Origin of the sequence: Lacticaseibacillus pantheris DSM 15945 = JCM 12539 = NBRC 106106 (genome assembly GCF_001591865.1) — a bacterium.
Taxonomy (GTDB): domain Bacteria; phylum Bacillota; class Bacilli; order Lactobacillales; family Lactobacillaceae; genus Lacticaseibacillus; species Lacticaseibacillus pantheris.
The window spans coordinates 1-14,184 of record NZ_BCVS01000064.1; the positions used below are offsets into that span (position 1 = coordinate 1).

Below are 14,184 nucleotides of genomic sequence, written 5' to 3' on the forward strand. Positions count from 1 at the left end.
CTGGTACGGACGGGAAGCCCGCACTTGGCTTCCTGTTCGTACCAGCTTATACGTCGCTTTCTGGCCTGCGCAGCTCGTTTTCATACGCAAGAGTAACGCGGGTAGCACCGCCCTCGCAACACATAAATAGCGCATCATAATGACATGAAAGTAGGGTAAATCAGTGGCAAAACAAGCAAAACAGCAAGCACAGCAACCGGCAGAACTGGAGCAAACGGTTGACGAGATGCTGGCGCAGCTGACAAAGAAAAATGCGGAGTACGTCGTTAAGTTCCGGCGTTCGATGAAGGACAGTGGCGCGGATGAGGCAAAGGAAACTGACGCCTTGAAGAAGATGCTGCCCGAGATGATTAAGGGCCAACAGGAAGGCAAGCCTGCAACCCAGTTATTTGGTCCCGCCGTTGAGGGTGGGAGTAAGGCCGCAACGGCGCGGCCCAAGGATCCCATTCAGCAGCAACCGTTTTGGATTTCTACGGCTGATCTGGGCTTTACGTTCCTGGCCATCTTTGCGGTACTGTACGGCCTGATTGGTAGCTTCTCAAAGGTCTCTTCCAACCAGGGCGGCGGATTTGCCTCACTGGTAATCATGTCGTTTGTTGCGGCGCTGGTATTTACGTACTACACCCAGTGGAGCCTGACACCCAAAGGCGAGCGGCCTAAGTTCTGGTTTATTGCCATTGGTGGGATTATCCTGATAATCTTTGCGTCGCTGGCATCGTCGTACCTGACGATGGTCAAGTCGTTCCTGACATCACCAATGAACAACTGGGGTCTGTTTATCCTGGCGGTCATTGCTTACGGTGTGCACTACCTGCTGAAGTCACGTTACCACCTGCGTAGTTTCTTTGCACCATTACCACGTCAGTAATAGTATCCATTTGAAAACAACAAGGGCCGCAACCAGTTTGGTTGCGGCCCTTGTTGTCGTACGGATTGATACCAATATTTATTGATGCATAATTGAGTGATGATGATTGTTGTAACAATACGCACAAACGGCCGTTTTGTAATTAACGGATATTGCTGATATGTCGGCACTTAATGCCACAACCTGGCGGATGATAGATTTATTTATAACCAATATATAGTTATTGATTGCTGGTCCCCGTAAAATAATAGTTAAGTGATACTCAAAAAGATACGGGGGGAATCGGTATGATAATTATTCAACAGGTGCTGAATGATAATGCGGCGATGGTCACAATGACCGACCACCGGCAGGCTATTGTTTACGGGCAATCGTTGAAGCGGCAACATCAACGTGGTGACCGGCTGTGGGCGCGTCAAATCGAGCGGATCGACTACCTGGACCTGCATACAAGCAAAACTACGTTGCACCGGGTTTTGCAGGAGCTGCCGTTACCAGTAGTCACTACCACCTATGAAGTGTTGGCGATGGCTAGTAGTACTTTGCACATGTGTTTTGCCGATTACCAGTACGCAACGGTTGCCGCCTATATCCTGGATGTATCCGACCAAGTATCCGGGGGCACCTTTCAGGCCCCGCACTCTTACTTGCCTGTGGATCGTTACCCACTGGAATTTGCCGTGGCACAGCGGGCCTTTGCCATCATTCGGGAAAATTTAGGTGTGTCCTGGCCTCGGGCGGCGGTGCGGACGCTCGCCCAGCAAATGGTTCCGCGACCGAGTGACCGTTCACGGGCCACACTGTTGGACGACCGCCAGGTTAGGACTTTAAATCAAAGTATTGTGAGCACGCTACGGGACCAAGGGATGATGCGGACACCAGTAACGGCGAACGCTTACGACCGGTTGCTAGTGCACATTCAGTATTTAGCTGACAGACAACGGCAACGTGCGGCGTTAGTTTACGGTGAAGTTGTTGACATGATGAGGGTTTTTGAACAGACATACCCCAAGGCCGCAACTATTGCCCGGGAAATATTTGCCCTAGTTATTGAACAACTCGGGGGAATGGTCAACGAATGCGAGTTGTTGTACCTCGCGTTACATGTTCAAAGGGTCACGGGCGAAGCGGGTAGGGTTGGCCGGTCGGCAGGATGACAGTCTGTTATTAAAAATGCAAGTAACACTGTTGACAACTTTAGACATTGGATGCGGGAGTCAAAATAGTAAAAGAGACTACGTTTTTTTAATAATAAAGCGTTTACAAATAATATTGTAAGCGCTACACTAACTTTGTCGATAGGAATATTAGTGAGTGTTACTGTTAAGTCAGGCATGATCACAAACCAACGGCGCTAATGCGCTCGGTTTGTGGTCTTTTTTATTACTCTTTTTAGGGACGGAGATGAGAGGAATGCTACGCATAGCCCAAGTACTTAATCACAATGCTGCTTTAGTTAACATTGATGATCATCGAGAAGCAATTGTGAAGGGGAAGGGTGTGGCGTTTAACAAGAGGAAAGGTGATCCAGTTGCGGCCGACCGAATCGAAAAAATCTTGTACCTCAACACTGCTACTGCTCAGGAAAATTTAGACTTATTACTCAAGGATATTCCTATTGATATTGTGACGACCACCTATGAAATTATCGATATGGCAAGGAACAAATATCATGTTCGCGTTCTTGATTACATCTACATCACTCTTAGTGATCATATTTTTGGAGCGTATAAACGTGTACAGTCGGGTACTTACCAAAAGAGTATGGTTCCAGATCTAAGCCAGCATTATCCCGATGAATACTCCGTATCTTGGGATGCACTGAACATTATCAGGAGAAATTTACGCGTGAGCTTTCCTGATACCGAAGTAAGAAGTCTAGCGCTGCATTTTATTAATGCGTCGGGTGATGAGACAAGCGATAAAGAGACGGAATTTGGAAAAACGACCACCGAAATGGTCAACAACATTGTTTTACAAGTTCTGAATCAGCACGGAATTTATCGCTCTACGGCTAATAGCAATTACTATGACCGCTTCATGATTCATTTGCAGTACCTCGTGGAAAGAATCAAGCGGCTAGAAACCGATCAGGCACAATTGGCTCCAGAAGTTGAAGCTGATTATCAGCGAATGTATCCGCAATCCTATGCAATTGGTCTGGAGATTTTCCAGCAAATTAAACAGGAACTCTTTGCCGGTATCAGTGATAATGAACGTCTGTATTTCATTATTCATATTCAGAGATTACTTGGTGAAGAGCCACAAAAAAATTTTAAGGAGTGATTATGATGGCTACAAAGGAAGAAATTTCAATGACAGGGTTTGCGATTGTTGCTTATGCGGGTGATGCTAAAACTGCGTTGCTGCACGCACTTGATAATGCACGTAAGGGCGAGTTTGATAAAGCCCGTGAGCTAGTTAAGCAGTCTGAGGAGTCAATTAACGATGCACATAATGAGCAAACACAATTATTAAGTAAGGAGGCCGGTGGCGAAAATATGGATGTCACCTTCATTATGGTCCATGGTCAGGATACATTAATGACCACAATGTTATTGAAGGATGAAGTCAATTTCTTTATCGATGAATATGAACGTATTGCCAAGGTTGAGAAAAAATTAGGGCTCGCAGAAAATGTCTAATCCACTTGTCAAAGCCAAGGAGGTTTGGTTATGAACTGGATTGTTAAACAAATTGAGAAAGCCCAGCCGTTTTTTAAGAAATTGTCAGCAAATATATACTTGCAGGCAGTTCGTGATGGGTTTATCTCATTAATGCCTATTATTATCTTTTCTAGTATCTTTATTCTGGTTGCAGATGTACCAAATATTTGGGGCTTTTACTGGCCGACGGGAGTCAGCGACTCCCTGAATAAGGTATATAACTTTTCCATGGGTGTATTGTCCCTGATGGCCGCGGCCAATGTCGCTAGAGCATTAACGCGTAGTAAGAATGTCCGTCTCCCTAAGGTTGATCAAATGCCAGAGGCGGCGGTGATGTTTGGCGCACAAATTAGTTTCTTACTAGTTGCAGTCGATCCGTTTACTAACAAGGAAGGATTGTATTTTAGTACAGCATATATGGGTACTAAGGGATTAATCTGTGCCTTTCTAGTTGCCTTTATTGTTCCGAATATTTACTACCTGTGTTTTAAGCACCATATCACGATTAAATTGCCTGAACAGGTACCACAAAATATTTCTTCAGCGTTTACGAACATTATTCCATTTGCTTTCTCCACAACATTTTTCTGGCTATTCGATGTAGTATTCCGGACCTTAACTCACACTAACCTGGCAGCGTGGATTATCCAGGCGTTATCACCGTTATTCACTGCCGCTGATGGGTATGCTGGACTAGCAATCGTGTATGGTGCCATGGCATTCTTCTGGTTTATCGGTATCCAAGGCCCATCAATTGTTGAACCAGCCGTTACCGCTATTTATTTAACTAATGTTGAGGCTAACTTACATGCGTTTCAAGCGGGTGCGCATGCAACCAATATCCTTGCACAAGGAACACAATATTTTGTTGCCACTATTGGTGGTACTGGTGCGACCCTTATCATTACGTACATGTTCGCGTTGATGTCAAAGTCTAAGGAACTCAAGGCTGTTGGTCGAGCTTCGGCAATTCCAGTCTCGTTTGGGGTGAATGAACCGATTTTGTTTGGGGCTCCATTAATCCTAAACCCCATATTTTTCCTACCGTTCATAATTACACCAATCCTGAACGTGTGGTTGTTTAAGTTCTTTGTTGATGTGCTAGGCATGAATGCCTTTATCTATAACCTACCTTGGACTACTCCAGGTCCAATTGGGCTGTATATGGGCACTGGCTTTGCAGCTCTATCCTTGGTATTAATTGCGGCTATATTGGTGCTGGATTTTGTGTGCTACTATCCGTTCTTCAAGGTTTACGATGCACAAAAAGTGGCAGAAGAGGCGTCCTCGGGTGCTGATACAATTGAGCCCGAGAAGAATAACGATGCCCCTGTGGCCGTTGATAGTGGCGCAATACCATTAAGTATTACTAAGGACGGTAAAGATCTTAACATTTTAGTTATTTGCGCTGGTGGTGGTACAAGTGGAATTCTGGCCAACTCTTTAAACAAGATGGCAAAACAAGACGATCTGCCAGTAGAAGCTGCGGCTGCAGCTTACGGTGCACATGGCGATCTGCTACCGGATATGGATGTCGTTGTTTTAGCACCACAAATGGACGCAATGCGTGACTCATTACAGGCTGAAGCCGATAAGGCGGATGTAAAGATGATTACTACTACAGGCAAACAGTATATTGATTTAACTCGCCATGCAGATAAAGCACTAGACTTTATCGTTAATAGATTAAAGGGTGTCGATGGTGCTGTAGATAGTGGGCATACTCCAGAATCTCCGGCAGCAGTCTAATGAAAGGGGAAAATCAAATAATGTCAGACTTACTAAATCGAGTAACGACTTTACCGCGAGGATTCGTTTGGGGTGGCGCCACTGCGGCGTATCAAGTTGAAGGGGCGACCAAAGCAGATGGTAAAGGCAAAACGATGTGGGACGACTATCTAGAAGAGCAGGGGCGTTTTTCTCCTGATCCAGCTAGTGATTTTTACCACTTGTATCCAACTGATATTAAACTAGCTCAGGACTATGGCCTGAATGCGGTAAGGGTTTCCATTGCGTGGACCAGAATATTTCCACAAGGATATGGTGAGCCAAATGAAAAGGGCGTAGCTTACTACCATAGACTATTTAAAGAATGTATTGATCACGGAGTAACGCCTTACGTGTCACTACATCACTTTGATTCTCCCAAGAACCTGTTTGATGCTGGAGATTGGCTTAACCGGAAAAATATTGACCACTTTGTGGACTACGCCAGGTTTTGTTTTACTGAATTTACAGAGGTTAAGAACTGGTTCACGGTGAACGAGTTAATTTCATTAGCATTATCGCAATATGTTGCTGGTAATTTTCCGCCAAATCATCATTTTGACATTAGTAGTGCTATTCAAGCAGAGCACAATGAATTACTTGCTCACGCCCGTGTGGTTAATTTGTATAAGTCGTTAAACCTAGATGGTCGTATTGGGCTGATACATGTTCTGCAGCCAATTTATCCGATCACCAATACAAAGGAAAATCAGCACGCTGCTGATTTGTACGATGCGTTTATTAATCGCTTCTTGTTAGATGGTACTTTCCTGGGCGAATACTCTGACGAAACAATGGCATTGATTAATGAAATTTTGTCGAAGAATGATGCACATCTGGATATTCAGAGAGATGACATGGAAATTCTTAAGGCGGCGTCAACAAGGAATGATTACTTTGGCTTAAACTATTATCAATCTCAATTTATTCAGGCATATGATGGACCTAGTGGTAACGAGTTTAATGGCACAGGAGAAAAGGGCACGACGTCGTTTAGCTTTCACGGCGTAGGTCAGTTGGTGCCAAAGGCTGGAGTTCCCACAACTGACTGGGATTGGAATATTTACCCAGAGGGGCTTTATGACATTCTCAAGCGGGTTGCTAGGGAATATCCTAACAGTCATACAATTTATATTACTGAGAATGGACTCGGCCTTAAGGAAGAGTACAACGGCGAGGACATTATTCAGGACGATAAAAGAATTGATTATATTGATCAGCATGTCGACGCTGTTTTGAGAGCCCGGAGCGAAGGCGTTGATGTACAGGGTTACTTTGTTTGGTCGTTGCAGGATCAATTCTCTTGGGCGAATGGCTATAATAAACGATATGGTTTGTTTTATGTTGATTTTGACACACAGAAACGCCACGTAAAAAAGAGTGCCCAATGGTTTAAGGCGCTCGCTGATACTATGTAGATTCGATTATGAAGATCACCCCTTTGAACGTAGCCGCATTGGCTACGTTTTTTGATAGTATGAATACTTTGAATAATTGCAGTGCTTTTGGGGATGATGGTTCCGATATAGTATGTGACGGTACTAGGGATGATGCAGTCTTTATACTTTGTTTTTGAAGTTGCCCATGACTTTTGCTGAACTGAATTAGGTGCCAAGTTTCATGTGCCTGGCTAAACGGAAGTCCATCTATGAAGCTAAGACGTAGTTAACAGAACGATTAAATCCGCGCCATAATCCGCTAATGTTCGCTTCTAGCCGCTTAAATAACGGGCATAATTGCCAAGCGGGTGTTAAGGTGCTAAACTCACTACAATTCTAAAAAAGGTAGGTTAATAAATTGACTAATTGGGATACCAAGTTTGAGCGGCGTGGGTTTACGTTTGATGATGTCTTGTTAATACCAGCTGAGAGCCACGTGCTCCCAAATGAAGTCGACTTATCCGTGGACCTGGCGGACAATATTCACTTGCACATCCCAATTATCAGCGCGGGGATGGACACGGTCACCGAAAGCGCCATGGCGATTTCCATGGCGCGTCAGGGTGGCTTGGGGGTCATCCACAAGAACATGTCCATTGAGGCTCAGGCCGAGGAAGTGGCGATTGTAAAGCGCGCAGTCAATGGTATCGTGGGCAAGCCCTTCACCGCAACGGCAGATCAGACCGTCTCGGAAGCTGCTGCGACTATGGATGCGGAGCACATCAGCGGTGTTCCCATCGTCGCGGGTAAGGATGATAACCATCTGGTCGGAATCCTCACCAACCGGGATTTGCGCTACGTCGCTGACCGAAACGTACCGATTGCGGACGTGATGACCAAGGACGTAGTGACCGCTCCGGTAGGTACAACTTTGGAGCAGGCAGAGGCACTCTTCCAAGAACACAAGATTGAAAAGCTGCCATTAGTTGATCAAAACGGCGAGTTGGCGGGTCTGATCACCATCAAGGACCTCCGTCAGGTGACCCAATTCCCGAACGCCGCTGTTGATGCACAGGGACGGCTATTGGTTGCGGCCGCGGTTGGCGTGACCAGTGATACCTTTGACCGTGCCCAGGCGCTCCTCGACGCCGGGGTGGACGCAATTGTGATTGACACCGCTCACGGCCACTCCGCTGGGGTGCTGCGCAAGATCGCCGAGATTCGTTCTCACTTCCCTAAGGTGACGCTGATTGCCGGCAACGTGGCGACGGCCGAAGCGACCCAGGCGCTGTATGATGCCGGCGTGGACGTTGTCAAAGTGGGGATTGGTCCCGGTTCGATTTGTACAACCCGTATCGTTGCGGGTGTTGGCGTTCCCCAGTTGACTGCCGTTTATGACGCTGCCAGTGTGGCGCGCAAAGAGGGCAAGACCATCATCGCTGACGGTGGGATTAAGTACTCCGGGGATATCGTCAAGGCCCTGGCCGCCGGTGGTAACGCGGTCATGCTGGGATCAATGCTGGCCGGTACTGATGAAGCCCCAGGCCAACTGGAATTCTTTAACGGTCGTCGTTACAAGACGTACCGGGGGATGGGTAGCCTGGGCGCCATGGAAATGGCCCACGGCTCCTCTGACCGGTACTTCCAGTCTGGTGTGAACGAAGCGAACAAGTTGGTACCAGAAGGTATCGAGGGCCGCGTGGCCTACAAGGGTTCCGCCGGTGACGTGTTGTTCCAGATGATTGGTGGTTTGCGTTCCGGGATGGGCTACGTTGGTGCCGCCGACATCAAGAACCTGAATGACAACGCTCAGTTTATGCAAATTTCTAACGCCGGGTTGCGGGAAAGTCACCCACACGACGTTCAGATTACCAAAGAAGCACCTAATTACAGCGTCAAGTAACGATATTGAATCGAGGTGCGTGCCCAAAGGTGCGCGCCTTTTTTATTCGGTCGGCGTGACGGCGGATTAACGCACTGATGTTATTTACACGTCTTTGATGGTGTGCCATACTATGCCTAAAACGGAGGGCGGTTATGGCGTATCAGGTTGATTTGAAGGATGTTTCTAAAGTTGGTTTAACCAGTTCGCCGGTGGCATCGGCGCTAGCGGGGTTACGGGCGAATGAAGCGCGTTATTTTTGGAACAAGTACAAAGTGCCGTTTATCACGTACCCTGCCAGTGAGCAGCCGGCGATTGTGGATTACGTTAATACCGTATTGGCGGAGCGGGATATCACAATAACGGCACAGCCGTTGGAGGTTGCGCAACCGCCCGTAGATGGGACTGACTGGACGTACGTAATCTATGCGAATGGGTTGTGTGTGAATGTGCTGTACGAGCAGGCCGCAGGTGGTAAACGGGCAGTCGGATTCAAGCTCAGCGACGGTATGGACGTTCCGGCATCGCTGGCGGATAAGTTTAAGTTCGTGCGGCAGAGAAGCAAGCTGGCCGGTACGATTCGCGGTAGCTACTTTGTGATTAAGGGTGAATACAGTACGCCGGCAATTCAGTAATGGACCGCGGACGGAGTTGTTTTTGCTATAATGGTTGGGTAAGCATAAACATCCGGGAGGTCCAACAGCATGTGGATCTGGCTATTTAATTTTTTCTTCCATAACATGTTATTGCGCGAGATTGTACTCGTAGTTTTAATGGTATGGGTCATCATTCGTTTTTACCACGAGTATATGCGTGCGGCTAACAGCCGGAGCGATCGGGTTCGCCGCTTTGGGACGCGTAATATTGTCCTGTACACCCGCAAAGTGTTATTGGCGCTGGCAATTATTTTTGCGCTAGTCATGGTGTACGACCGCGTTTTGCCACACTGGGGTATCGGTGCGGAGCAGGCGCTGACGGGCAGCGATGCGATTGTGACGAGTAGCAGCAAAGTGGCGCAGAAGTCCAGCAAAAGTACCAAGGCTAAGTCTTCAAGCAAATCCAGTCGTAGCGTGGTTGCTAAGTCGAGTAGTAAGTCGAAGAGTAGCACTAAGAAGTCGAGCAGCAAGCAAAGTAGTGCGAAGAAACGTGTGGCTAAGAAAAGTAGTCAGAAGGCCTCCAGCAAGTCTAGTAGCGCTAAGCAGTATACGCGTGGTAGCAAGGCCACTGCGGTAGCGATTGTGAAGCAGTACTTCAAGAAGCATCCACACCAGAAATCGAGTGATATTGACACCTTTAAGTATGCAGGTAAGACGACGGCGTACGACCAGGTTGCCTACCAAGTTGGCGGGTACGCTAAGGGCAGTACTGAGATGTTACACTTATTCTACGTGTACGAGGATGGCCGTATTGCGACGGTTTATTAACCTAAACTGAATGAGTAGGCGGTCACTAACCGTCAGCGGGGGCCGCCGTGTTGGCTCCCGCTTTGCTTTTATGCGGGAGGTTTATAGAATGCAGACCTAGGCTTGGATGGGTTGAGATGCTACGTGGCTCCTTTTGCAAGGGACTGTATGGGAATGCTACTGTGTTCGCGCGTTAGTTGTGCGTATGAAAACGAGCTGCGCCCCGCAAAAGCCGCCACGTAAGGCAGTTCGGCAAAAGGACCAAGAACGGGCCCTTCCGCCGAACCGCCTTACGTTCTGGCTTTTACCCGCGGGGCTCCGCTCTCTAAACGAGCTACGCAGGCCAGAAAGCGACGTATAAGCTACTAGCACCAAAAGGCCAAGTACGGGCCTTCCGGCGCTAGTAACTTATGCTCTGCCTTCTAAACGGCCTGCTCCGCTCTCTAAACGAGCTGCGCAGGCCAGAAGACGCCGCATAAGCAACTCTAACCAAAAGGCCAAGCCCGGGCCTTTCGGTTAGAGTTACTTATACTCTGCCTTCTAAATGGCCTGCTCCGCTCTCTCTTCACTTAAACTTATCCTAAGCTCCCCCCTATCCGTAGCATTGCCGCACCATTCTGCTAGAATCAAACTATAAAAGTGTTTCGATAAGGAGCCAAATTAATTATGAAAATTCTGATTGTTGATGATGATAAAGAAATCGTAGAATTGCTGAGCATTTACGCCACTAACGAGGGCTACGAGCCCCTCACGGCATACAGCGGCAAGGAGGCCATTACCAAGTTGGCCACCAATCCCGATACCGCTTTGATGATCCTGGACATTATGATGCCGAACATGTCCGGTATTGACGTGGTCAAAGAAGTCCGCAAAGATAGCCAGATTCCGATCATTATCGTGTCGGCAAAGACTGCCGACATGGACAAGATCCAGGGCCTCATCACCGGTGCCGATGATTACGTCACTAAGCCCTTCAACCCGCTGGAAGTAATGGCCCGGGTGAAGAGCTTACTGCGTCGTAGCGAAGGCCAGGTACAAAATAATGCGCCTGACGCTCTGGAAGTTGGTCCGCTTAAGATTAACAAGGATAGCCACGAAGTAATTACTTTGACCGGTAAGCAAATTCAGCTCACCGCACTGGAATTTGGCATCCTGTACTTGCTGGCTAGCCACCCGAACCGCGTTTTCTCCGCGGATGAGATTTTCGAGCGGGTTTGGCAGCAGGAGTCAATCGTGTCGGCGAAGACCGTCATGGTGCACGTTTCCCATCTGCGCGACAAGATTGAGGAAGCCACTGGCGGCGAAAAGGTCATTGAGACCGTCTGGGGTGTCGGGTACAAAGTCGAAGCCTAAACGATTTACGCTGGGGTTGTGGCATGATTCTGTGGGGTACGCGGACCGTTGTGTTGGCGTAGCACGGGTGTCTGCCACGACCCCTTTGATTGAGGGAGAAGCATATGGGCGAAAAGATCCGCCTAACCGCGAAGGAAAAATCTGAATTACTCATTGAGGGTGTCGTCACCGTCATCTTGCTGTTGCTGCTGAACTTTGCCATCGTCGTGATGATCAACCAGATGATTGCTAGTAGCCCGCAGTGGCAGGAGGCCATCTTCACCATCAAGAGTACGCTGGCGTTTGGACCGGAGCACAGTTGGCACCTGTGGAGTTGGGAGAACCTCTTCATCGGCATGATGGGCGTGGCGGACGCCATCGTGGTTTACTGGCGGCTGATTCGGCGTTACCACCAGATGCAGATGCGGCACGTCATCAGCGAGTTACACTACATTGCGGACGGACACTTGGACCACCGGATTCACCTGGCCGTCAACTCGGACCTGCAGCGGGTGGTTGATAGTATCAACGCGCTAGTAGAGTCCACCGTGGAGTCGATGAACGAGGAACGGCGGATTGAGGCCAGCAAAGACGAGCTGATTACCAACGTGAGCCACGATATTCGCACGCCGCTGACCTCAATCATCGGTTACTTGGGCCTGATTGAGGACAAACAGTACCATTCGGAGGACGACGTGCAAAAGTACGTCCATACGGCATACTTGAAGTCTAAGCAAATGAAGGTGCTGGTTGAAGACCTCTTTGAGTACACCAAGGCCCGCCAGACAACCACCAAGATGAACGCACAACGCTTCGACATGGCGGCGATGCTCGACCAGTTGGCCGCCAGCTTCGAGTTGGAGGCCGAGAAGCGGCACATCGAGTTTATCGTGGATAGTGACCCGAAGCCGCTCATGATGGAAGCCGACACCGACAAGCTCGGCCGGGTTTTCAATAACTTGATTGTGAACGCGTTGAAGTACGGTAAGGGTGCACAACACATTTACCTCAATAGTGAAAAAATTGGTAACGAGGTCGTGGTGCACGTCTCGAACGATGGCGCAGAAATTCCCAACGATTCACTCAGCCAGTTGTTTGACCGGTTTTACCGGGTGGAAGAAAGCCGTTCCCAGGAAACCGGGGGCTCCGGGTTGGGCCTGGCCATTGCGCAAAGTTTCGTGACTTTGCATGGTGGGTACATCTACGCGGAATCCAGCCCGAAATTGACTAGTTTTGTGATCCATTTGCCGTTGCGTATCGGGGAGCAGTTGGCCCATAATGGAAAACAGGGTTTAACGACGAACACAAGTGCCGCAACACCGGCTGGTGAAGCGCATTAACGTCGCCGCACATTTTGGTGCGGATACATATTCCGTCGGTTAGACCCGTAAATTGTAATGAAAGATGGAGATTTAAAACGATGAAGAAATTTTTCAAAGTGGTTGTGGCACTGTTGGCGGCGATAACGGTGGCCAGTGTAGTGGCGCCGGCCGCGACCACCCACGCTGCGACTAGTGTCGATATTGACGCTTCTGCCGCAATTGCGATTGACGCGGATAGCGGCAAGATTATGTACGCCAAGAACGCTGACCAATCCCTGCCGGTGGCGTCAATGTCCAAGCTACTAACGGTTTACTTACTCCGTCAGGCCATTAAGCAGGGCAAAGTTAAGTGGACGGATACCATATCACCAAGTAAGTCCATGGCTGCTTTGAGCCAAAATCGGGACCTCTCCAACGTACCGCTGCGGACCGACGCAAAGTACACGGTGAAGGAATTGTACCAGGCAACTTTGATTTACTCCGCGGACGCGGCGGCGATGATGCTGGGCGACGTGGTTGCTGGTAACCAGACGAAGTTCGTTAAAATGATGAACACCCAGCTTCAAGACTGGGGCATCAAGGACGCTACGATTGTGAACGCCAACGGGCTGAACAACAGCGACTTGGGTAGCAACATGGTTGCGGGTACGGGTAAGGATGCCGAGAACAAGATGAGCGCAAAGGATATGGCAATCCTGGCGCGCAACTTGTTAAAGGACTATCCTGATGTTCTCAAGACCACCAGCATCACCAAGGCCACTTTCCGTAAGGGCACGAACGACGCGACCGATATGGACAATTGGGACTGGATGTTGCCGGGCTTAGTTGCCAGTTACTCGAAGCTGAAGGTTGACGGTTTGAAGACCGGTACCAGTGATGCGGCGGGTGATTGTTTTACTGGGACCGTGAAGATTAACGGTATGCGTATGATTACCGTTGTGTTGCATGCTAATGGATCCGGGACAACGAAGCGCTTTGTGCAGACCGCCAAGCTGATGAGCTACGTGGTGCACAACTGGCAGACCGCTACCCTGGTGAAGAAGGGTGAGTCCGTTAAGGACCACAGTACGGCGACCGTTGATAAGGGTAAGGACAAGACGGTGGCCATTAGTACTAGCAAAGCGTTGAAGACGGTGGTCCCAACGGGCACTACCAGCGCTGATGTGACTAAGACGTACACGAGCAAGAAGCTGTCGGCGCCAGTGAAGAAGGGTGCGACGGCGGGAACACTGAACGTGAAGGTTAAGGGCGATAGCCTAGGCTACGTTGACGGCAACAGCGGTCGCGTAGCGGTGACCACCAAGACGGCGGATGCGAAGGCCGGCTTCTTCCGGTTGTTGTTCCGCGGTATCGGCGAATTCTTCAGCAACTTATTCTAACCACCACAGCGCTTCGGGACTCGTGTCCTGGGGCGCTTTTGTTTCGCCGTAGTAGCGGTTGGTGGGTACGAACACGCGGGTGGGGTTTGGGGCTGCGGCTTACGTGCCCTACGCCGTGATTGCTACAGTAGTGGTTGACGGCAGCGTAGGCCGGCCCGGTGAGCTGCGGCATACGTGGGGTGCTCC

General features: G+C 49.0%; 12 protein-coding genes. All 12 read left to right on the forward strand.

All coding sequences use genetic code 11. The features are described 5' to 3' along the window. Nucleotides 1-163: 163 nt before the first annotated feature. The 12 genes from LPA02S_RS07635 to LPA02S_RS07690 all read left to right on the forward strand — a co-directional run bounded on the left by LPA02S_RS07635 (nt 164) and on the right by LPA02S_RS07690 (nt 13,998). Complete coding sequence (locus LPA02S_RS07635; protein ID WP_054650876.1) at nt 164-868, forward strand: DUF1129 domain-containing protein; 705 nt, start codon at nt 164-166, stop codon at nt 866-868. Between the two features lie 287 nt (nt 869-1,155). Further along, on the forward strand, nt 1,156-2,025 hold the full coding sequence (locus LPA02S_RS07640) for a PRD domain-containing protein (RefSeq protein WP_054650878.1): 870 nt from the start codon (nt 1,156-1,158) through the stop codon (nt 2,023-2,025). A gap of 256 nt (nt 2,026-2,281) precedes the next feature. Then, nucleotides 2,282-3,154 carry a PRD domain-containing protein gene (locus LPA02S_RS07645; protein WP_056956237.1) on the forward strand — a complete coding sequence of 291 codons (873 nt, stop codon included), beginning with the start codon at nt 2,282-2,284 and terminating at the stop codon, nt 3,152-3,154. Nucleotides 3,155-3,159: 5 nt separating this feature from the next. Continuing rightward, nucleotides 3,160-3,513, forward strand: a complete 354-nt coding sequence (locus LPA02S_RS07650; protein ID WP_056956235.1) for a PTS lactose/cellobiose transporter subunit IIA — start codon at nt 3,160-3,162, stop codon at nt 3,511-3,513. A gap of 30 nt (nt 3,514-3,543) precedes the next feature. Continuing rightward, nucleotides 3,544-5,283 carry a lactose/cellobiose PTS transporter subunit IIB gene (locus LPA02S_RS07655; RefSeq protein ID WP_056956233.1) on the forward strand — a complete coding sequence of 580 codons (1,740 nt, stop codon included), beginning with the start codon at nt 3,544-3,546 and terminating at the stop codon, nt 5,281-5,283. Between the two features lie 20 nt (nt 5,284-5,303). Next, a complete protein-coding gene (gene lacG / locus LPA02S_RS07660; RefSeq protein WP_056956231.1) occupies nt 5,304-6,719 on the forward strand; it encodes a 6-phospho-beta-galactosidase in 1,416 nt (471 codons plus the stop codon). Nucleotides 6,720-7,098: 379 nt separating this feature from the next. Next, complete coding sequence (guaB, locus tag LPA02S_RS07665) at nt 7,099-8,583, forward strand: IMP dehydrogenase (protein ID WP_056956229.1); 1,485 nt, start codon at nt 7,099-7,101, stop codon at nt 8,581-8,583. Between the two features lie 134 nt (nt 8,584-8,717). Then, the gene (locus tag LPA02S_RS07670; protein ID WP_054650882.1) at nt 8,718-9,197 is read left to right on the forward strand and encodes a DUF8821 family protein; all 480 of its coding nucleotides are present in this window, start codon (nt 8,718-8,720) and stop codon (nt 9,195-9,197) included. Between the two features lie 69 nt (nt 9,198-9,266). Continuing rightward, complete coding sequence (locus tag LPA02S_RS07675; RefSeq protein WP_056956227.1) at nt 9,267-9,986, forward strand: hypothetical protein; 720 nt, start codon at nt 9,267-9,269, stop codon at nt 9,984-9,986. 645 nt (nt 9,987-10,631) lie between these two features. Further along, nucleotides 10,632-11,318: a response regulator transcription factor CroR gene (gene croR, locus LPA02S_RS07680; protein WP_054650885.1), complete on the forward strand. Its 687-nt coding sequence runs from the start codon at nt 10,632-10,634 to the stop codon at nt 11,316-11,318. A 116-nt stretch (nt 11,319-11,434) separates the two neighbouring features. Next, nucleotides 11,435-12,637: a sensor histidine kinase gene (locus LPA02S_RS07685; RefSeq protein WP_476737418.1), complete on the forward strand. Its 1,203-nt coding sequence runs from the start codon at nt 11,435-11,437 to the stop codon at nt 12,635-12,637. An 80-nt stretch (nt 12,638-12,717) separates the two neighbouring features. Next, complete coding sequence (locus LPA02S_RS07690) at nt 12,718-13,998, forward strand: D-alanyl-D-alanine carboxypeptidase family protein (RefSeq protein WP_054650887.1); 1,281 nt, start codon at nt 12,718-12,720, stop codon at nt 13,996-13,998. Nucleotides 13,999-14,184: the final 186 nt, after the last annotated feature.

Coding starts and splice junctions, on each gene's coding strand:
- LPA02S_RS07645 (WP_056956237.1), top strand. CDS start 2,282: ATGCTACGCATAGCCCAAGTACTTAATCACAATGCTGCTTTAGTTAAC.
- croR (WP_054650885.1), top strand. CDS start 10,632: ATGAAAATTCTGATTGTTGATGATGATAAAGAAATCGTAGAATTGCTG.
- LPA02S_RS07690 (WP_054650887.1), top strand. CDS start 12,718: ATGAAGAAATTTTTCAAAGTGGTTGTGGCACTGTTGGCGGCGATAACG.
- LPA02S_RS07670 (WP_054650882.1), top strand. CDS start 8,718: ATGGCGTATCAGGTTGATTTGAAGGATGTTTCTAAAGTTGGTTTAACC.
- LPA02S_RS07675 (WP_056956227.1), top strand. CDS start 9,267: ATGTGGATCTGGCTATTTAATTTTTTCTTCCATAACATGTTATTGCGC.
- lacG (WP_056956231.1), top strand. CDS start 5,304: ATGTCAGACTTACTAAATCGAGTAACGACTTTACCGCGAGGATTCGTT.
- LPA02S_RS07655 (WP_056956233.1), top strand. CDS start 3,544: ATGAACTGGATTGTTAAACAAATTGAGAAAGCCCAGCCGTTTTTTAAG.
- LPA02S_RS07640 (WP_054650878.1), top strand. CDS start 1,156: ATGATAATTATTCAACAGGTGCTGAATGATAATGCGGCGATGGTCACA.
- LPA02S_RS07650 (WP_056956235.1), top strand. CDS start 3,160: ATGGCTACAAAGGAAGAAATTTCAATGACAGGGTTTGCGATTGTTGCT.